Annotated in this window: 26 protein-coding genes; 7 read left to right on the top strand and 19 right to left on the bottom strand. The window is 46.1% G+C overall.

All coding sequences use genetic code 11. From position 1 onward, the window contains the following. Positions 1–194: 194 nt before the first annotated feature. From VKA52_RS16790 to VKA52_RS16750, 9 genes are all read right to left on the bottom strand, one after another. Complete coding sequence (locus tag VKA52_RS16790; RefSeq protein ID WP_326316524.1) at positions 195–572, bottom strand: hypothetical protein; 378 nt, start codon at positions 570–572, stop codon at positions 195–197. 228 nt (positions 573–800) lie between these two features. Further along, positions 801–1,664: a cupin domain-containing protein gene (locus VKA52_RS16785; protein ID WP_326316523.1), complete on the bottom strand. Its 864-nt coding sequence runs from the start codon at positions 1,662–1,664 to the stop codon at positions 801–803. Positions 1,665–1,784: 120 nt separating this feature from the next. After that, the gene (locus tag VKA52_RS16780; RefSeq protein WP_326316522.1) at positions 1,785–2,243 is read right to left on the bottom strand and encodes an SRPBCC family protein; all 459 of its coding nucleotides are present in this window, start codon (positions 2,241–2,243) and stop codon (positions 1,785–1,787) included. Continuing rightward, a complete protein-coding gene (locus VKA52_RS16775) occupies positions 2,240–2,584 on the bottom strand; it encodes a MerR family transcriptional regulator (protein ID WP_326316521.1) in 345 nt (114 codons plus the stop codon). The genes VKA52_RS16780 and VKA52_RS16775 overlap by 4 nt, the downstream gene beginning before the upstream one ends. A 48-nt stretch (positions 2,585–2,632) precedes the next feature. Beyond that, the gene (locus VKA52_RS16770) at positions 2,633–3,082 is read right to left on the bottom strand and encodes a GyrI-like domain-containing protein (RefSeq protein WP_326316520.1); all 450 of its coding nucleotides are present in this window, start codon (positions 3,080–3,082) and stop codon (positions 2,633–2,635) included. A gap of 56 nt (positions 3,083–3,138) precedes the next feature. Then, positions 3,139–3,591, bottom strand: a complete 453-nt coding sequence (locus VKA52_RS16765; RefSeq protein WP_326316519.1) for a GNAT family N-acetyltransferase — start codon at positions 3,589–3,591, stop codon at positions 3,139–3,141. Between the two features lie 13 nt (positions 3,592–3,604). Further along, a complete protein-coding gene (locus tag VKA52_RS16760; protein WP_326316518.1) occupies positions 3,605–3,904 on the bottom strand; it encodes a hypothetical protein in 300 nt (99 codons plus the stop codon). Between the two features lie 24 nt (positions 3,905–3,928). Continuing rightward, a complete protein-coding gene (locus tag VKA52_RS16755) occupies positions 3,929–4,108 on the bottom strand; it encodes a hypothetical protein (protein WP_326316517.1) in 180 nt (59 codons plus the stop codon). A 14-nt stretch (positions 4,109–4,122) separates the two neighbouring features. Continuing rightward, entirely contained in the window at positions 4,123–4,548 is a 426-nt protein-coding gene (locus VKA52_RS16750; protein ID WP_326316516.1) for a DUF4871 domain-containing protein, read from the bottom strand. 279 nt (positions 4,549–4,827) lie between these two features. On the opposite strand from VKA52_RS16750, the gene VKA52_RS16745 reads away from it, so the two are divergent. The 4 genes from VKA52_RS16745 (at position 4,828) to VKA52_RS16730 (ending at position 8,561) form a co-directional block, all read left to right on the top strand. After that, on the top strand, positions 4,828–5,328 hold the full coding sequence (locus tag VKA52_RS16745; RefSeq protein ID WP_160915785.1) for a peroxiredoxin family protein: 501 nt from the start codon (positions 4,828–4,830) through the stop codon (positions 5,326–5,328). A gap of 115 nt (positions 5,329–5,443) precedes the next feature. Then, on the top strand, positions 5,444–7,285 hold the full coding sequence (locus VKA52_RS16740) for a terpene cyclase/mutase family protein (RefSeq protein WP_326316515.1): 1,842 nt from the start codon (positions 5,444–5,446) through the stop codon (positions 7,283–7,285). 145 nt (positions 7,286–7,430) lie between these two features. Next, complete coding sequence (locus tag VKA52_RS16735) at positions 7,431–7,658, top strand: YuzF family protein (protein ID WP_160915783.1); 228 nt, start codon at positions 7,431–7,433, stop codon at positions 7,656–7,658. A gap of 12 nt (positions 7,659–7,670) precedes the next feature. After that, entirely contained in the window at positions 7,671–8,561 is an 891-nt protein-coding gene (locus tag VKA52_RS16730; RefSeq protein WP_326316514.1) for a manganese catalase family protein, read from the top strand. A gap of 28 nt (positions 8,562–8,589) precedes the next feature. Here VKA52_RS16730 and VKA52_RS16725 read toward each other — a convergent pair whose 3' ends face one another. The 5 genes from VKA52_RS16725 to VKA52_RS16705 form a co-directional block, all read right to left on the bottom strand. Then, entirely contained in the window at positions 8,590–9,066 is a 477-nt protein-coding gene (locus VKA52_RS16725; RefSeq protein ID WP_326316513.1) for a DMT family transporter, read from the bottom strand. An 11-nt stretch (positions 9,067–9,077) separates the two neighbouring features. Next, the gene (locus VKA52_RS16720) at positions 9,078–9,773 is read right to left on the bottom strand and encodes a Crp/Fnr family transcriptional regulator (protein WP_326316512.1); all 696 of its coding nucleotides are present in this window, start codon (positions 9,771–9,773) and stop codon (positions 9,078–9,080) included. 16 nt (positions 9,774–9,789) lie between these two features. Next, positions 9,790–10,215 carry a DMT family transporter gene (locus tag VKA52_RS16715; RefSeq protein ID WP_089652086.1) on the bottom strand — a complete coding sequence of 142 codons (426 nt, stop codon included), beginning with the start codon at positions 10,213–10,215 and terminating at the stop codon, positions 9,790–9,792. A gap of 285 nt (positions 10,216–10,500) precedes the next feature. After that, positions 10,501–12,015, bottom strand: coding sequence for a potassium/proton antiporter (locus VKA52_RS16710; protein WP_160915779.1), 1,515 nt, complete (start codon positions 12,013–12,015; stop codon positions 10,501–10,503). A gap of 162 nt (positions 12,016–12,177) precedes the next feature. Then, positions 12,178–13,068 carry an NAD(P)/FAD-dependent oxidoreductase gene (locus VKA52_RS16705; protein ID WP_326316511.1) on the bottom strand — a complete coding sequence of 297 codons (891 nt, stop codon included), beginning with the start codon at positions 13,066–13,068 and terminating at the stop codon, positions 12,178–12,180. 109 nt (positions 13,069–13,177) lie between these two features. On the opposite strand from VKA52_RS16705, the gene VKA52_RS16700 reads away from it, so the two are divergent. From VKA52_RS16700 to VKA52_RS16690, 3 genes are all read left to right on the top strand, one after another. After that, a complete protein-coding gene (locus tag VKA52_RS16700) occupies positions 13,178–14,734 on the top strand; it encodes an ABC-F family ATP-binding cassette domain-containing protein (protein ID WP_326316510.1) in 1,557 nt (518 codons plus the stop codon). Positions 14,735–14,880: 146 nt separating this feature from the next. Then, positions 14,881–15,519, top strand: coding sequence for a YczE/YyaS/YitT family protein (locus VKA52_RS16695; protein ID WP_326316509.1), 639 nt, complete (start codon positions 14,881–14,883; stop codon positions 15,517–15,519). A 73-nt stretch (positions 15,520–15,592) separates the two neighbouring features. Next, complete coding sequence (locus tag VKA52_RS16690) at positions 15,593–16,267, top strand: NAD(P)H-dependent oxidoreductase (RefSeq protein WP_326316508.1); 675 nt, start codon at positions 15,593–15,595, stop codon at positions 16,265–16,267. Between the two features lie 52 nt (positions 16,268–16,319). On the opposite strand, the gene VKA52_RS16685 is transcribed toward VKA52_RS16690, so the two are convergent. The 5 genes from VKA52_RS16685 to VKA52_RS16665 all read right to left on the bottom strand — a co-directional run bounded on the left by VKA52_RS16685 (position 16,320) and on the right by VKA52_RS16665 (position 19,686). Further along, positions 16,320–16,727, bottom strand: coding sequence for an NUDIX hydrolase (locus VKA52_RS16685; RefSeq protein ID WP_326316507.1), 408 nt, complete (start codon positions 16,725–16,727; stop codon positions 16,320–16,322). After that, positions 16,678–17,472: a metallophosphoesterase family protein gene (locus VKA52_RS16680; RefSeq protein ID WP_326316506.1), complete on the bottom strand. Its 795-nt coding sequence runs from the start codon at positions 17,470–17,472 to the stop codon at positions 16,678–16,680. Before VKA52_RS16680 ends, VKA52_RS16685 begins: the two co-directional genes overlap by 50 nt. Before the next feature lie 316 nt (positions 17,473–17,788). Then, positions 17,789–18,502, bottom strand: coding sequence for an alpha/beta fold hydrolase (locus VKA52_RS16675; protein WP_326316505.1), 714 nt, complete (start codon positions 18,500–18,502; stop codon positions 17,789–17,791). A 10-nt stretch (positions 18,503–18,512) separates the two neighbouring features. After that, entirely contained in the window at positions 18,513–18,866 is a 354-nt protein-coding gene (locus VKA52_RS16670) for a VOC family protein (RefSeq protein ID WP_326316504.1), read from the bottom strand. 22 nt (positions 18,867–18,888) lie between these two features. Next, positions 18,889–19,686, bottom strand: coding sequence for an SDR family oxidoreductase (locus tag VKA52_RS16665; RefSeq protein ID WP_326316503.1), 798 nt, complete (start codon positions 19,684–19,686; stop codon positions 18,889–18,891). Positions 19,687–19,708: the final 22 nt, after the last annotated feature.

The raw sequence follows: 19,708 nt of genomic DNA, 5'->3' as shown, positions 1-19,708 counted from the left end.
ACCGTTCATAGGCGATTATAATGAACACGCAAGCAATCATCTTCCGTATAAAGACGCCCGCTATCCCTAGTATGACAGGACCATTGCTTTTTTTCTATCTATATCCTGGGGAATTCACCTGAGAATCTCCCTTTGAAAAGCCAAGCTTTGAATCTATCATTCCTCTCATTTTCCAAGAATAACAAACAGCCTTATCAACCATTCAAAGCCGTGAGCAGAAAACAAATGGCTGTGATCAACGATAAGGGTGTCATGATCATTTTTTCCTTCTTACTTCTGGAAAAAGCATTCATGATCGTATTGAAGAATAAATAAACCGCGAAGAAGTAGCACACGCCTTTTGCCATAGGGGCCAGGAAATCAACGGAAATGATATTGCCCATCTGTAAGAGGAACAAAATCGCTGTCCATTGTATCAAAATGGATAGGGCGGTGGCGATGCGCATCTGTTTTGGTAACCTTATATATTTTCCACCCATGGCAAACTCTCCATAAGGCAGACCTAAAGCAAGTAGCACGTACAAAATAGACACCGCGAAAAGACCAATACTTCCCATCCATGCTGAGATCACTGGCTCACACCCCTTTGGTTAATGATGACTCCTTCCAGGACTTCGGAACAGACCTTCGTTAAACTCTCCACCTTATTCCACGTGAAATACAGAAAACCCTTTTCGTTGATCAAGAAATGATTCCCTATAGTTACGGCAGAGATATTTTTTGACCTGGAAAAACCATGAAAAAGACCAAATCTATTCGATTTGGCCTGTTACTCCTATACGTGCATGAATGGAGCTTTATTATTCCTCGGCAGCCATAGCGTCTGCTTTCGTTCTGTGAACCGTACCAAAAGGATGTTCCGGCGGGGCATAAATCGAATAAAGTTTTAACGGCTGCTGTCCTGTATTGGTCAGGTTATGCCATTTCCCTGCAGGTACCATGATCGCAAAATCATCAGAAACTTCCTGTTGGAAGTTCAACTGATCTTTGCTATCCCCCATCTGCACGAGCCCCTGTCCTTGTTCTATTCGCAGAAACTGATCCACATCCGGATGGAGTTCTAACCCGATATCCTCCCCGACACCAATACTCATCAAGGTTACCTGCAGATGATCTCCGGTCCAAAGAGCCGTTCGGAATGTACGGTTTTGTGTTGTCGCTTCTTCGATATCGAGAACGAAAGGCTGCCCTCCATAATCTCGAATGACCATACGGCCTTCCCCTCTTGAAAAAGCAACGATTTTATTAGTCGTGACGGCTTTATCATGACAAGCTCTGTAAAATACATCCCCAAGCTGATTCCCCTGGTTTTCCAAATAAGCTTTCTGGTACGTTTCAAATTCCTCCACTCCATGATCATAGCCGACTCTCAACCCTTCTTCAAAGGTTCGGAAATCCGCTTCTTCCCTTTCATATTCCGGTTGCTCGCCTGTGAAGGATGTATATAAATTCTTAAAATGATCCAGGTGCCTTTTTTCATTCTCCAGCGCGTGACGAATTTCGTTTTTATAGGACTCATCAGGAGCTACATCAGCCAATTGACGAAAAATCTGAATAGCAGAATCCTTCCTTCTAATTCCTTCTAAAATGTCTTGGGTGTTTTGCTCAGCACTTCTAAACGCCCCCGTATGCGGGTATCCATATCCATATGGAGTGTGACTCATACACCTCATCCCCCTCTCCAAACTATAAACATTTCTATGCGGAGAGAGAGAAAATCATACATGTACACCTTTTTATATGGTCGAGTTTATGAAACAAAAAACCTGTCCATGGACGGGTTTTTACACATTCGAGTGCGTGGCTTCTTTTTCAACACGATCCAAAAATTCTTCGACCACACGCTCATTCCCTTTTTTGTTCGCCAGTTTCATCATCGCTTTTCCGACGAAATTCACTCCTCTGTTTTGTCCGGAGTAAGTCAATCGTGTATGTTCCTCATCCACTTTCTCTAAAAGGAAGGACGCCGTCACTTCAAACGCTTTCCCGATGACGAAAGCGATTTTTTTGTGCTTGCGCTCAGGAGATTCTTCATAGGCAAGCGTCTCGACCGTATAGGTTTCCAGACGCTTCCCTTCCCTGTACGTCTGTCTATGTTTGGCCCCTACTTCCGTTTCCGTTTTTTCTATCAATTCATGCTCTTCTACTTTAGGCATGATCCGCTTGATGTTGGCGTCTCTGAAAAGCACCCATACTTCATCGATGGGTGCGGCAATCACTCTGTCGTTTTCCCATTGAATCATTCGTCTTCCTCCCTGCCAGATTCTAAAAAGGCATCAATGTCAGCAAGTCTACTCTGAAGATAGTGAATCTCCTTATGGATCTTGCTGCGTTTTTCCAGTAGCAGTTGTTCCAGTTGCAAAAAGGATTCATCATCCATCACTTTTTTCATTTCCTGAATAGTGAACCCAAGCGCCCGCAGCTTCCCGAGCATGAGCGCCAAAAAATAACTGCCATCATCATAATACCGGTAATGGTTATCCGGATGAATGTACGCAGGCTCAAGCAGACCGACCTCTGCATAGTAACGGAGCGTTTCTTTACTGAGTCCGGTCAGTTGTGAAAATTCGCTGATTTTATACACCGTGCTTCCTCCCACTTTCTATAGTAAACCGTGGGGTGCACCACAGAGTCAAGTCCTTACCGTTTCCCACAGTTCCATGTGAAGGTTTTCCTTATCCTGCCATGAATGATAGACTTCCACGTGCCAGGCCGTCAATTCCCGGGGATACCCCTTCCTTTCCATCCAGTGGTGCAGGGATTCATAAGCTTCTCGGATTCGATCGTTTGAACCTTCATATGTAGTGATCGCATACGTTTGTTTTTCTATGAGCAATGGCTCCATATCATCCGGTACGGCCGTTTCAGGACTCTGAGGGACGCCGATCCAATACCCGTCATTCTCTTCCTTACACTCTCCGGGGATAAATGCTCCTATTTGAACGTCTGCTTCCGGGAAACGGTGGTGAAGTTTTTCTGCTGCTTTCGGGATTTCCACAATATAATTTTCGCCATCACAGACCACCCTGTATCCTATGATCGCCAATGCTTCTTTCTCTTCGACTTTCGTGTTCCTATTCATATCTTGACCTCCTTTCCTATTCCAGTTTGGGGGTAGAGAAAACGATCGCTCCCCCCTCAACTGCCACGGTCATCCGGAACGGCCTTCTTGTAAACATAACTGACCCGCTCGTAGTCCACTTTCCCTTCATAAAATCGGTGGGCCCTGAGCCTACTGACACCAGTAGAAATGGCAACACTCTCCCTACCATGTTCCTGTGCCCAGTTTTCAACAAAAGTCAGCAGCTCTTCGCCGTACCCTTGTGAACGATGGTTGGAAGATGTCACTAAATCACAAACCCAGACAAAGCGACCGTAATACAGAGTCGTCATCTCTTTGAACCCCGTAACAGCAACGATTTCTTCATCTGCATATAAAGCGAAAAGGTGGTAGCGGTCCACGTCCATCGCCTCTTTCACCAATTCGATATACTGTTCTTCACTTACATGCGATCTCAATTCCTTCATGACGGGATAAGCCGCTTTAATCTCTTCTGTGGACTTCAACTCGATGACTTCCTTACGTTTCATGTCTTTTCCCTCCTCAATAATTGAACATAGCCATTACCCATGGAGATGCGATCAGAACCATCGACCCAGCAATAATAATTCTAGTCAAACTTAAGGGGAGCTTCTTTCTCCCTTTGCCCTTATACCACCCGGAAAACTGCCAGCGATTTCTATAAAACACAAATAGAATTCCGTACACTCCGAGGACGCCAAGCCATTGATACTCTCTGGATAAAGGATGGACGTTATAGAAAGGAGCGAGCACAACCCAAACCAGCGCCCCTCCGAAAATAAATAGAAAAACGATGCGCACTAACTCTAACAAGACTCTCATATTATGAATACCTTTCTATCAAACTTACAGACTCATACCGATGTAGATCACCATCGCTGCTACAAAAAAACTGACCAGAAATAAACCTCTCTGCAAGCGCGTCCAGTTTTTCATCCAGCCCCACCGCTTTCGATCACGATCGAACCAAAAGTAATCAAGAGCAACAGCGATTGCAATCATAATCATAACTCCAACCGTTTCCACATGGACCCCTCCTTTTATTCCTTCACATTCACAAGGATCGTCCCAAACGCTTCACCATCGAGACTCGTTTCCAGTCTCCAATCACCGCTTTCAGGCAAGGACATATTCGACGGAAGAGACGCATCGGCGCCATTTACCGGCCCCGCGACTTCTGCAGTTTCCAGAACGGTGACGGTTTCACCTGTTTCCATATGTGTGCCTGATACTTTGAAGGGACCGTCCAATTCATCTTCACTTCCCCAAAAATGCCACATGTACTTTTGCACCTCACCTTCGATCCATGGGGCATCAATGAAGGCGACTTTACCAGGAATTCCTCTCATCGTGTAGGAGCCGGCTTCAAACTCCTCGGTTTTTGTGGTAACCGATGACTCTTCATTTCCTGCTTGCTGACATCCCGCACAAAGGATGAACAAAATGATCCAAACAATCTTTTTCATCAAACATCCTCCTTTCCATCTTCCCCCATCATATCAAAAAATGGGTATTATTTCCTTTTTTCAAGAATGAAGAAAAAGTATTTCGCCACAGCTTCTATAACTCTATTGGACTCACTACTATATTGATTTCAATACCAACGGTGTAATTCCTTTAAAAAGACAGCGACTTGCAGAAATGAACAACCTCTTATCATTTAATGTCGAAATAAATAATTACATTCCGCCGGATAAGGGTATGGGGATGTATGAAGGATAAAAATGAAAAGGGAGTGTCATTCCATGAGCTTTAAATTATATCAACATGCCCCGGACTTCAAACTGTCTTCTGTCCAGGGAGAAGAGTTCCATTTTTCCGAGGATCTAAAAGAAAACCATCATTGGTACTTATTCGTGTACTTCCGCGGTTCATGGTGCCCTGTCTGCATGAGCGAGCTGGACGAGTTCCAAAACACGTTGAGTTACTTCGAAGAACATGACATCAAATTCGCCGCAATTACTCACGAAAGCAAAGATAGTCTGGAAAAAATGGTAAGTGAACATGACTTCACCTTCCCTATTCTGATGGATGAAAATTTAGAGTTTCTATCCAACTACCATGTGCATTATCATGATGAGCATGCCCCTTATGAAGACCATGGGACCCATGGGGAACCAGCTTATTTTCTTACAGATGAGCAGGGACGTGTCCTTTATCAGCAAAGACAGACCAGTCCATTCGGCCGTCCGCATCCAGATGAAATCAGAAAGATCATCAAGTATATCCGCGAGAACTTGAAATAGTGACAAACGAGCTTCTGAACAGGAAGCTCGTTTTTTTATGGAAAAAACAGTCCCTTCTGAATCCGGCATTTGTTTCATATAAATCAGAAGGATGGAATCAAAGAGGGTGAACAATATGAACGATCGGATCAAGGATGCAATCAAACAACTGGAGGCTGAAATCCAAGGCCGCCAGACGGATGACGGGTGTTTTCATTTTTGTTTTGAAAACAGTCTGATGACCGATGCCAATATGATTCTTCTGCTTCAAACGTTCTCGAAAGAAAAGGAGCTCACCATACAGTTGTGTGAGCGGCTCTCTTCCCTTCAAAACGAAGAGGGATACTGGAAGCTTTATGAAGACGATGAAGGAAACCTTTCTGCAACCATCGAAGCAGTTTTCGCTCTTCTCTATGCTGGATATTATTCAAATGGTGACCTAGCGATTAGGAAAGCCAAGGCTTTTATCCGGAAGCATGGAGGGTTGAACCGCGCTCATTCTATGACCAAAATCACATTGGCTATTCATGGGCAGTATCCATGGCCGAGTCTACTCCACTTGCCGGTTCACATCATTTTGCTTCCCGCATCTTCTCCTGTATCTTTTTATGATTTCAGTAGTTACGCACGTGTGCACATGGCACCTGTTCTGCTCTTATCCGATCAACCTTTTGTACTAAAAAATAAACAGATTCCCGATATGAGTGACTGCTTTTTCAGAGAGGAGGAAGATTTGCTTCCAGAGGCAAGCCGGTCCTTGTTAACGAGTGTGCAGAGTGAGGTTAAAACGTTGACCGGACTTCCTCATCGACTCTATCTGCTCTCAAGGCAGCGCCTTCTTACCTACATGCTGCAGCGCATCGAGTCAGATGGAACACTCTATAGTTATTTCTCTTCCACTTTTTATATGATCTATGCTCTGGTGAGTTGCGGGTATCAAAAACATGACCCCCTCATCAAAAAAGCCATCCAGGGCCTCATGCAGCATGCCTGCCTGACAGAACGCGGCGTCCATATCCAAAATTCGCCTTCTGATATATGGGATACGGCGCTGATCAGTCATGCCCTTCAGGCGCATCCGGCATCAGGTATCCCTTTACACAAATCCGAACAGTTTCTTTTAAAACATCAACAAACCAAATTCGGAGACTGGATGGTAGCTGTCAACCATACCGAACCAGGGGGATGGGGTTTTTCCAAAAGCAATACCATCCATCCGGATGTCGATGACTCCACAGCTGCATTGCGGACGCTTCGCAAAGATCCCTCTCTCCAGAGCCATTACACGAGAGGCTTAAAGTGGGTACTCGCGATGCAAAATGATGACGGTGGATGGCCGGCGTTCGAGAAAGGAAAGACCAATTCTCTCATGAAATTCGTTCCTATAGACGGGGCCGAGTCGGCAAGCATCGACCCTTCCACAGCGGACTTAACGGGTCGGACACTCGAGTTCCTAGGTGAAAATGCTCATTTCCCTCTCACCGATCCCCGCATTCAGAAAGCGTTGAACTGGCTGCGATCACATCAAGAAGGGGATGGATCATGGTATGGCCGTTGGGGAGTCACCTACATCTATGGGACCTGGGCCGCTATTACTGGGATGCGTGCCGTAGGAGTAAGCAAGGATGACCGTTCCATCAGAAGAGGGGTCCAATTTTTGGAGAACATTCAGAACGATGACGGTGGATGGGGAGAATCGTGTAAAAGTGACCAGGAGAAGATTTACATTCCTTTAGGAGAGAGCACTCTTCCACAAACTTCCTGGGCTCTGGAAGCCTTGATGGCTGTGCAAGAAAGACGGACGCCGGTCATTGAGAAAGGTATCTCATGTGTGCTGCGAAAACTGGAAGAGAAGGACTGGACGTATGAATACCCAACAGGGGCAGGTCTCCCCGGGAACTTTTACATCTACTATCACAGCTACAACTATATTTGGCCGCTCCTTGTGCTAAAGAAATACTTATCACTCAGCCCGTAGAAAATACGCAAGTTAGCTCATATACCAAAAGCCACAGGGGCGAATACACAAACCTTCGCCTCTTTTCCCAGCGATTGGATACTTAAATGAGAGGTTTGTACATATACATCTTTAAATGAGACTACCTGTGAAGGGAGCAGAAAAAATGAATTCTCAAAACGTGTCTATGAATTCCGCCATCGATCCATACGTGTACCAGACACTCTTGTCCATCCAGGGCTCACCTGTCGTCGTCCAGACGACGCAAGGATCTGTACGCGGCGGGTTGAAGACGGTCATGCCGGATCATATCGTCGTCGAGGTGAGCGGAACCCCATTTTTCGTGAGGACCCAGCAGATCGTCTGGGTGTTTCCTGATCAACGCTACAAATAAAAGGAGGATGTTATGTTTAAGCGACTCGACCGGATGCAGATTGCTCTGACCATTCCTGAACACGGCGACGCGAATGCGGCGGCTGCTGTTCAGGAACTTTTAGGCGGAAAGTTCGGCGAAATGTCTACATTGAATAACTACATGTTCCAGTCCTTCGCTTTTCGCCAGAAGAAAAAGCACCGTCCATTCTATGATCTCGTTGCAAGTATCACAGCGGAAGAATTCGGACATGTGGAACTCGTGAACAATTCGATCAACCTTCTCACTCGCGGCGTGACTTTTACCGGTGATCCCGATATCGCTCCCCTGCAAAATGGGTTGAACAAAAGAAACACCTATCAATTCATCGCCACCGCACAAACGGCCCTCCCAGGCGATTCGATGGGACGAGCCTGGACGGGGGACAACGTATTTTCCAGTGGCAACCTGGTGCTGGACCTTTTACACAACTTCTTCCTCGAACTCGGTGCACGGACCCATAAGATGCGTGTCTATGAAATGACCGATCATCCGACCGCCCGTGAAATGATCGGCTACTTACTTGTCCGCGGGGGTACGCATGCCCTTGCTTATGCGAAAGCATTAGAGATCGCAACAGGTGTCGATGTAAAAAAAATGCTCCCTGTGCCTGACCTCGACAACTCGAAGTTCGATTATGCCCGCCCCTACCTTGATCAGGGACTGGATAATATTCTCTACACGTGGAGCGACTATGATTACGAGGAGATCAGGAAGATATGGAAAGGGACGAACCCGGAGAACGGACAGCCCCTTCAGGTCATCCAAGGTACGCCAAAAGGAGCACCGATTCCTGACCTCGATGACCTTCCTGAAGAATTCGCCCCTGGCATCGACCGGGATGATTATGAACGGATTGCCAAGAAACTGATGGAAAATATGTAAAAAAAAGAGCGTGATCCTCTATAGGAGGTCACGCTCTCATTTGTTCTATTTCCTCCTGTTCTTCTTCCCCAGGCGTTTTTTCCAATTTATATACCAGCACCCCGCCGATCAACAAAGCGATGCCTGCAAGTTTCGTCACAGAAAGAGGCGAAGCATCAAAGCCGAACCATCCTCCCGTATTGATGACAAAAGCGATTACGATCTGCGATATGAGGGCGATGGAAATCGCATAGGCCGGACCGATCAGTGTTACGCCACGCATGAGGCAGAACACGATTCCCACTCCGAAAACACCACTGAACAGAAAGATTTTGTTCACATCACCGAAATCAAACAAGCTCCTCTCTTCCATGGCATAGAAGACGGGTAAAGAACAAACAAGCCCTAAACCGAGCACGAGCGATGTCGTCGCCCACGCTCCTGTTTTCTCACTGACACGTGCATTGAACACGTTCTGCATACTTATCAAAATCCCGGCTACGACTGAAAATATGACACCGAGCATGGGATCCCTCCTTACTCATAAATGTTTCCGTTCGCAAGCTCCCGGAGTTTTTCTAAATCTTTAATCTTAATTGAGCCCTTCGCTCGTTCAATAATCCCATCAGAACCCATTTTCTTCAGCACCCGGTTCAGATGGCGGTAACTCGTCCCCACCCATTCGGCGAGCTCTGTAAGATTCGCCGTCCGCATCTCCTGATGAAAAAGTGTCCCTTCCCCATCTGAAGAGATGGATAGGAAATAACTGGCCAGCCGCACTTCGACAGGATAGAGCATATGCAGGCTCGACGCCTGGGATTCGGAATAAAACTTGTGCGCCACCGTCTCCAGTAAAAAACGAATGAATGGCGGATGGTTCCTTTCGAGATCCTTCAAATCCTCAAAGGATGCAGCAAGCATCACCCCATCAGAGACCGCCTCGACAGAATTGATCACAGAGTTCCCTTTGACATATTCCACATCTCCGATAACCCCGAGTGGCCGTTTGAAACGGTTGATCAAAGACTTCCCTTCCGGTGTAAGGGTGAAAATTTTGATCTTCCCCTCCACGAGAAGGTACATGTCATGCAACGTTTCCCCAGGTGCGAAAAGAACGTCCCCTTTTGAGAAAGTGTACATGCTCATTTTCGGAATAAATTCTTCAGGGAAAATCCGTTCCAGCTCGTACCTCTCGATATAAGGATGCGGATTGATTTTTTTGTTTTCTTTCATAAAAAATGAGCTCCTTTTACAGTTGGAAAAGGATGACACCCACGAGCATCATAGCGATTCCGATTCCCTGCCTTTTCGTCACAGGAATTTTGTTCTCACCGAACCAGCCTTTGGATTCGATGACAAAAGCTGTACCGATTTGTGCCACGAGTAAAATGGCGATGGCACTTGCCGGGCCGATCATTTTAATGGCCGTCAATTCTGCAAAAACGACGACAACTCCGAACGTCCCTCCGATCAGATAAAGGAAGGGCACTCGTTTAAAGCTTTTCCCTTTTCCGTCTCTGACATAAAAATAAACGAGAATGGATATCGTGAAAGCGACCAGATGGACCATCGAAGTGGTATGCCAGCCGCCTATGGAGTCACTCATCCTCGCGTTGAAGATGCCCTGCATCGTGATGCACAAGCCTCCGAGTAGTGAAAATAAAGCACCTTTCATCGTTCATCCTCCTGTTCTGAAATCCATTTAAAAGGATGACGGCGATTTCGGAAAGGACATATGTCCTAAAGACTTAAATTTATCACATATTCATCAAAGTGGCAGATGTGTAGAAGACTCAATTTCAATGTTTTTTTGGGGTAGGTTTGCCGTATTGAGCGTAAGGGGTGGCTGGAAAGCGAGTCATTCCCCGCAGCCCCTACCCACTCAACAACAATCTCGAAACTACCCCTTCACGAAAAGCAGCCTTTAGTGAAGGGGATCTATTCATAAGAAAAAGACGCTTTAGGAGGAAGCGTCTTTTTCTTTCATGAGCTGTTCACTTTTTTGTACACGCTGCTCCAACGTTTTCTTGAGCTGTTCCTTGTACTTTTCTTCTACGAGAATGTAGAGGAAATCTCCGGCTTTGATTTCTGTTTCACCGTATGGAGTAATGACTTCATTGTTACGGATGATGGCACTGATGTTGGCGCGGTTCGGGAAGCTGACTTCATGGAGTTTCTTGCCGACAACCGCTGATTCGGCATTGGTCTGGTATTGAATCATTTCTGCCTTGGCTTTCCCCATGGATATCAATTCAATGCTGTGGTGAGGGATGTCTTTTTTCGGCCCCACCAGGTTCATCTTTTTCGCCACAAGCGAAATTGTAGATCCTTGTACGAGTGCTGAGGTCAGCACAACGAAGAAGACGAGATTGAATAAAGCCTGGCTGTTCTGAAGTCCCTCCACGATCGGAAAGGTGGCGAGTACGATCGGTACAGCCCCTCGCAGGCCTGCCCAGGAGATGAACAGTTTTTCTTTTGTTGAATAGTTCATCTTGAACAGCGATAAGAAAACAGCGATCGGTCTTGCGATCAAAATAAGTACGATCGATAGCAATATGCCGTTGACGATAATACCAGGTGTGAACAATTCACTCGGGAATACATAAAGACCGAGGATGACGAACATCAGAATCTGCGCCATCCAGGCAAATCCTTCATTGAACTGGAAGATCGAATAGCGGTACGTCAGTTCACTATTTCCGATGACCAATGCGGCTACGTAAACCCCCAGGAAGCCACTACCTCCACTGAAAGCGGTGATGCTGTAAGTCGCGAGAGCGAATGCTACAGAAAAAATCGGATAGAGGGCACTGGAGTCCAGTTTGATGCGGTTAATGGACAAAGATGCAAATTTTCCTAACGCTAGACCAATGATCAGGCCAAGCCCCATCTGCAAAAAGAACGTCGGGATCAGCATCCAGAACGATGATTGCTCTGAAGTGATCAATTCAATAAGAGATAATGTCAAGAAGACGGCCATCGGATCGTTCGTTCCGGACTCCGCTTCTAACGTGGCCCCCATTTTCGCCTTGATGTTTCTTTCTTTCAATGCTGCAAAAACGGCCGCTGCGTCGGTGGAGCCAACGATGGCACCGAATAAGAACGATTCCAGCCAACTCAGTTCGAACAGGAAATAGGCGGCAAGTCCGACAATAAGAGAGGTGATCAACACTCCAATGGTAGCAAGTGACAGCGAAGGGACAGCAACAGAACGCACAGTTCCCCACTTCGTATGTAGACCACCTTCGAACAGAATAATGACGAGGGCAAATACACCGATAACTTGAGCCGTCCCGGCATCACTGAAATAAACGATTCCGAGTCCCTCACTGCCGAAAGCCATGCCGACCATAATGAAAAGGATCAATGCCGGGATACCCCACCGGCTGGAAAATTTGGCTACAAGCACGCCGCTGAATAATAATAATGCCGTTAATAATAAAAATGAATCCGTCCCAAAAGCGTCAAAAAACATGTAGGTTTCGATTCTCCTTATGCACTCAATTTGGTTTGAATGTTTTGGATTTAAGTTATAAAAAAGTAGGTAGAGCGTGGATCAATTCGTTAAGAAGTAGGATAGGAAGCTTTTAATGTATATCCATCATTATCCTATATCCATGGTATGAAATCAAAGATATCACCTTGTTCCTTTCAGCCATTTGTGTATCCAGACAGCCGCCTGAGCCCCTTCGCCCATGGCTGTTGTGACAAATTGTGTGTGATCCACCACATCCCCCGCTGCCCATATGCCATCAATATTCGTCATTTTCGTTCTAGGATTTACAATGAGGTGGCCTTTATCGGTGGCTTCCGCTCCAATTTTAACCGCTAAATCCGATTGAACTCGATTCCTTCCGAAAGCAAGGAAAGCTTTATCCATATCCCAGCGATGATTGCCAGCTGTTTCAATGGCTTCCAGTAATCCTCCGTTGTGAACGAACCTGTCCACTTCCGTTTGCTGGACAAGGATTCGCCGGTCTCTCAACTTCCCCTGCATTTCAAGCGATACAGGGGCACCGCCATGGTTGAAGAAGATAATCTCTTCGCTCCAGTCTTTAAGCGCTATCGCAAGCTCCGCTCCCGTTTCTCCACTTCCAATGACAGCCGTCTTCTGGCCGATGATTTCGTACCCATCACAGTCAGGACAAACATAAATAGATAAACCTAAGCATTCTTTCATACCAGGTATGGAAGGGAAATTTTCTTCAATCCCTGTAGCGAACAAGACGGTCTGAGTGTCTATGGATCTCCCTTCAGCCGTTTCAATGATGAAGTTCGAATGCACATCGACGACTTTACTTTCCAGCGTTTCCACCCCGAAGGACCTCGCTTGTTTAACACCCGCATGACGGAGATCCGGACCACTCACGCCATCAGGAAACCCGATGATATTATTATACTTCCGGCACAGATTCGACCGTCCTTTACCACTATCGATGAGCAAAACCCTGTGCTGATATCTTCCGAGCATGATTCCTGCTTGCAAACCCGCAATCCCTCCACCGATGATGACGCAATCATAAGACAAACCTACCCACTCCTTTCTCAACTCTTCCTACTTTTCCCCTATCGTTTCCCCTCATTCCCCTTTATAATATAGAAGGACGAATCTAACGATAGAAAAGGTGTTAACGAAAATGAGCTTACTCACAGTGAAAAACTTGAGCCACGGCTTCGGTGATCGCGCGATCTTCGATGACGTGTCTTTTCGTTTGTTAAAAGGAGAACACATCGGCTTGATCGGAGCGAATGGTGAAGGCAAGTCGACGTTCATGAATATCATTACAGGAAAACTCGAGCCGGATGCCGGAAAGGTCACGTGGGCGAAGCGGATCCGTATCGGTTACCTCGACCAGCATGCCGATTTGAAACAAGGCATGACGATCCGCGATGTTCTGCGGACGGCGTTCCAATACTTGTTCGACATGGAACAGGAAATGAACGACCTTTTTGCCAAGATGGGCGAAGTGGAACCGGATGAACTTCAGGACTTGCTGGAAGAGACAGGCGTGCTTCAGGATATGCTGACGAACAATGATTTCTACACGATTGATGCCAAAGTGGAGGAAGTAGCAAATGGACTTGGCCTTAACGAAATCGGCCTTGACCGTGATGTGCATGATCTCAGTGGCGGTCAGCGTACGAAAGTACTGCTTGCGAAGCTGTTGCTGGAGAAACCGGAGATTCTGCTTCTCGATGAGCCGACAAACTACCTTGATGTTGAACATATCGAATGGCTGCGGACGTACCTTCAGGAATATGAGAATGCCTTCATCCTCATTTCCCACGACATCCCGTTCCTGAACAGTGTCGTCAATTTGATCTATCATATGGAAAACCAGGAGCTGACCCGCTACCCTGGCGACTATGACGAATTCCTCCGTGTTTATGATATGAAGAAACAACAGTTGGAAGCCGCTTATAAAAAGCAGCAGAAAGAAATTGCCAACCTGAAGGATTTCGTCGCTCGAAATAAAGCGAATGCGGCGACAAGTAAAATGGCAATGAGCCGTCAGAAGAAGCTCGATAAGATGGACGTCATCGAACTCGATGCTGAAAAGCCGAAACCGCAATTCAACTTCAAGCAGGCCCGGACTCCAGGGAAGTATTTGTTTGAAACAAAAGACCTCGTGATCGGTTATGATGAGCCGCTGTCCAGGCCTCTTAACCTTTCGATGGAACGGGGACAGAAAATCGCCTTGTCAGGGGCGAACGGCATCGGTAAAACGACCTTACTGAAAAGTATACTCGGTGAGATTCAGCCCGTTTCAGGCTCCGTTGAGCTTGGCGAGCATCTGCACATCGGTTACTTTGAACAAGAGTTGAAAGAGATTGGAGACAACACTTGTATCGAAGAAGTATGGGAAGAGTTCCGTCACTTCACCCAATACGAGGTGCGTGCGGCCCTTGCGAAATGCGGACTGACCCGTAAACATATCGAGAGTAAAGTCCAAGTATTGAGCGGTGGCGAAAAAGCGAAGGTCCGCCTCTGCAAGTTGATCAACAAAGAAACAAACCTGCTCGTACTCGATGAGCCGACGAACCACCTGGATGTGGATGCTAAGGCTGAACTGAAGCGTGCGTTAAAAGAATACAAGGGAAGTGTCCTGCTTATCTCCCACGAACCTGAATTTTATGAAGATATCGTCACGGATGTATGGAACTGCGAAGATTGGACGACGAAAGTCTTTTAAAAATCGGAATTCCTCCATGCCGGGACTCGGTTTTCTTTCCAAATTTTTTTGATTGACCTATAAAATCATCGCTAATAAAATGTGGTCACGAATTAGAGAAATTTTCTACTCGTGACCACTTTTTTTATGGAAAGGAGGCATTTGTCATGCTTTATCGTGCCACGGTTTACCTTGTCGGGATGTTCATCAATTTCTTCGGAGTCGCCCTTCTCATCAACGCGACGCTCGGGGCCGGTTTCTGGACCTCGTTTTTCATCGGAGTGTCCGATCACTTCGGTTATACGGTCGGATTTTGGTACGGAGCTTTTCAACTGATCATCATCTTCATCAATGCCAAATTGATGAACTCATTACCTGAATCGAGGGCGGTCGTGCCTGTGTTCCTTGAAAGTTTGATTTTGGACTTTTGGCTGGAAGTTGTGTTTGCTCCGGTCAACTTGTCCGCCGCCCCATTCGCCTTGCAGGTCGTTACCCTACTTCTTGGAGTCGGATTCATCGGATTGGGAGTCGCAATCTACATCCTGCCTCAATTCCCTAGAGCTCCGGTCGATCAATTGTTCCTTGCAGTAAGTGCCAGATTTCAGTTGAGTCTTCAGACAGGGCAAACGGTGGTAGCGGTGATCATGACAAGCCTTGCCTTAGCCATTGGTGGCCCGGTCGGACTCGGCACCCTTGCACCGATGCTCTTTCTTGGCCCGGTTATTCAATTTTTCTATACAAGAGCTTATCCGTTCTATTACCGCTTACACCCTGGCGGAGAAGCTGCCTACCAGGAAGCAGTCTAAAGCATAAACCATGAATCTATTCCCTCCTCTGTGGTATATTACTTTTGTAATTTAAAGGAGGAGGGAAAGAAAGATGAGTGACAAAGAAACGAAAAAGCAGGAAATTTTAGAAGCCGCCAAATTCAGGCATGCAACCAAGCAATTCAACCCGGATAAAACCATTCCTGAAGATGACTTTAACTTCATCCTTGAAGTCGGCCGGTTATCACCGAGCTCGTTCGGATTTGAGCCGTGGCGCTTTGTCGTCGTTCAGAATCCTGAACTGCGACAAAAGATCAAAGATACGGCCTGGGGAGCGTATGGCAAACTGCCAGATGCCAGTCACTTCGTCATTTTCCTCGCAAGGACGAGGAAAGATACCCAGTATGATTCCGAATACTTGCAGGACCACTTCAAGAACGTTAAACAGATCCCCGATGATAACCTGAAAAAATATTTGAGCCGGATCGAAGAATTCCAAAAAGAAGACTTCAAACTGCTGGAAGGCGATCGTCCACTTTATGACTGGGCTGGTAAGCAAACGTATATTGCTCTATCCAACATGATGACAGCGGCAGCTGAAATCGGTATCGACTCCTGTCCGATTGAAGGATTTAATATGGAGAAAATGAATGAACTCCTGGAAACCGAAGGTCTACTCGAGGACGGAAGCTTCGGTATTTCCGTCATGTGTGCGTTCGGGTACCGCTCTCAGGAGCAGCCTGAAAAATCACGTCGTTCTTTCGAAGATGTCGTGAAGTGGGTGTAAAAGATAAAAAGGAACTTCCTCTTGGGAAGTTCCTTTTCTTATCAGTAGAAAATCAGAAATCCACTAAAAATGGCTGGCGGCTTTCATCTAAACAAAATTCAATCCTCTCCCAAAAGTTTCCCCATGTCACCATCTTCCGTGCTATATCAAGGGGGAAGAAACCGACTTCCAAAGCTTCATCTGTCGTTCTTAACGTTCCTCCGACCGCTTTTCCTAAGAAAAGGGTGTTACAAATCGATCGATCGACGTTTTGGAACACCCCGCAAAACTTTGTAAGCTCCACTTCCAATCCGCACTCTTCTTTCGTTTCTCTGATGGCCGCTTCTTTTAAGGACTCCCCTTCCTCCACTTGACCTCCAGGCATCTCCCAGCCACGCTTCGGCCCTTTAATTAGAAGTACTTCATTTTCTTCATTCGTTATAATAGTCGCTGCTGATACGATGTGTTTCGGTGGTATCATGATGCGTCCTCCTGTTTTTTTGAAAAATCTTCAGAATCACTTCCTTACGCGGGAAGTCGATACGATTCAATTGTTCTACGTATGTAGCCATTGGATAAGGCACATGACGCTTGATGTATCGCACATCTCTGCCATCGACTTCAATGATGGCATAACGCGCAAAAGGTTCATTGTTACATCCCAAAGCGCCGGGATTGAAGAATACTTGCTCGTTCATGGAAAAATGATGACCATCATGGTCATGACCGAAGCATACAATCTCTTCTCTTTCCAATTCCTCCAACTGTGAAAAGTTTTCTCCATTCGGTGGGCCGATCTGGTCAAAGGGATCTTCACTAATCGGCAGAAGACTCGCTTTCGTGTCCATCGGATAGTGTGTGAACTGAAACGTACGTGCTTCTACCTCTTTCACAATCTTTCTTGGCAGCGTTTCCATCCACTTGGCATATCTCTTGTACAAACGATCGGCGATCCACTGATGATGCTCCTTCACATCAGCCCTGCTTTCAGGATAAGGGTCATCATTCATCAGGGCAAGTACAGCTTCATCATGATTCCCTCTGACAATAATCGTGTCCTTTAATGCGTATAACCTTTCGCACACTTGATTGGAAAATGGACCGATCCCAATCAGATCACCTGTACAAACCGTAAAATCTACATGCTGATTTTTGAGATCACGAAGGGCAGCTTGTAGGGCATGGATATTCCCGTGAACATCTGTCATGACAGCAAACCGTTTCATCCTCCAGCCTCCTTCCTAAATTCACAGCTATATGCAAACATGGGTCCAGGCTTACCTTTTCTCATTTTCATAGAATAAATGATCCCTCTTTAATGAAAAGAGGTGATAGATGTGTTTGTTACAGGAGACCGCATTGAAGTCTTCGTCCAACTCAGTTCCGACAATGCTGCACTCACCCTCAACAATAATTTCCTATTTCGGGGCGATGATAAAGATCAGTCCCCCCATCTGACAGATAGGAGTACCATTAATATTAGAAAGTTCAATGGATCACCCTGACCGTTCGGTTTCCCTTCATTCTATGCCTGGTTTGCCTTTAGGATTCATATTTAGAAAGGAACACTTCCAACGTCTTATTGTATAAATCAGGCTGTTCTGAATGAACCAAGTGCGAAGCGAACGGAAGAACGGCTGCATGCAGGAATTCTGATTGTTCTTTGTAAAAAGTCACACCTTTGAGCTCGTGTTCCAACCCCTCCCCGATCAAATATAGGACAGGCATGGTGAGCGCCTGTATGGAGTGGACTTCATCAAAAGGATACCAGTCTTCGTCCTTTCCCATATGAATAAACCTCTGCCAGCCTTTTCCATGAAGGGAGTCAAAGTAAGCGCAGGTTTCTTCATCTTTTAAAAGATTCATACGGAACTTGGATTCTTCTTCATTCATAATCTTCCAATTGTCCGGTTTAAGCGGAGTCACTCCTGAGATAGTCAGGGTCCGAACAAATCCAGGATAACTTTTGGCTAAAAACAGCGCTGCCAAGGCTCCGAATGAACAACCAACGATATGAGCGCTTTTAATTTCCTTGGCACGGAACGTTTCTGCCAGATCGTCAGCCGCCTGATTAAAATAATCATCCAAATCATCAGAAGAAGATTTCCCATGCCCTCTTAAATCAGGCGAAATCACCTGGTATTCGGAGGAAAAATACTCGCGCTGCTTCTCAAAATCCGTCTCTCCTGTTTGTAAGCCGGTGTGCAGAAAAACGAGGGGCTCCCCGTCCCCTGCCACCTCTGTATGTAAAATCATCGTTCCCCTCCTAGCATTTGCAGATCATCAATAGATTGCCATCAGGATCCTTGAAATTGAAAAAGTGTCCGAATTGAATATCAGAGACCACATCGATGCCTTTTCCCTTCATATACGAGTAAGCTTCCTCAATGTCTTCTGTATTAAAATGAAAGGCAGGCGTTCCATATACCACTTCTTCTGAATAAATCTTACTATCCAGCACAACTCCTGCATGTTTCATTGGTAAAACATAAAGGTGACCGCCTGGGAAATCATCTTCCGCCGGCACACCAAGCAGATCACAATACCAGTCGCGGGCTTTCTCAATGTCTTTGACCGGGACAAAAATGGCTCCTACTTCGTTTTGAATCGGGCTTTTCATTGGAAACGTCCTCCTCTTATGTTTATCGACCTAAAAAACCGCCGTCCGAATGGATGACCTGTCCAGTCACCCAAGAAGCATCCGGGCTCACAAGGAAACGAATCAGCTTGGCAGCATCGTCTGCCTTTCCCAAGCGCCCTTTAGGGAATAATGGCAGAAGGCCTTCCTTCGTCTCCTGATCCATCCAGCCGGTATCAGTCGGGCCGGGGTCGACAGCATTCACGTTGATTCCTATGGGGGCAAGTCCTGTGGCTAAAGGTGGAGTGATCGCCTTCAACGCCCCTTTAGTCGCAATATAAGCCAGGTTATTCGGATCCGGCCCTCCGGATACTAAAAAGACGATGCTTCCTTCTTCTTCCGTTTGGAACGTTTTCTCAAATAAATTCGCGAAGGCCTGAGTTAACAAAACCGGGCCTTTATTATTGATTTCATAGTGATGATCCAGAAGCTCTGAAGTCAAATCCTTATAGTTCGTATTCACACTGAATGTAGCATTATGGACGAGGATCGAAGGTACTCCAATTTCTTCAACTGCCTTTTCTAATAATTTCTTTGGCAGATCTTCATCCCTCAAATCCGCTTCCATATGAGCGGCTCGAACCCCTATTTCATTCAGCTGTGCCGCAAGATTTTCCGGCCAATGTTTTTCTACTCCTTCTCCATGGGATTCATCATAAGGGCAGTAATGAGTGAAAAAGAGGTCCGCCCCTGCTTCGGCGAGTCTATAACACGTACTTGTCCCAATCCCACGTTCACGACTTACGCCTGTGACAATGGCGACTTTTCCTTTTAACGGCTGACTTTTCTTTTCATTTTTCATTCCATATGAACCTCCAAAACCT

This window comes from Halobacillus sp. HZG1 (assembly GCF_035818575.1).
Classification (GTDB): Bacteria; Bacillota; Bacilli; order Bacillales; family Halobacillaceae; genus Halobacillus; species Halobacillus litoralis.
This window is presented reverse-complemented; position numbering and strand designations above follow the sequence as displayed.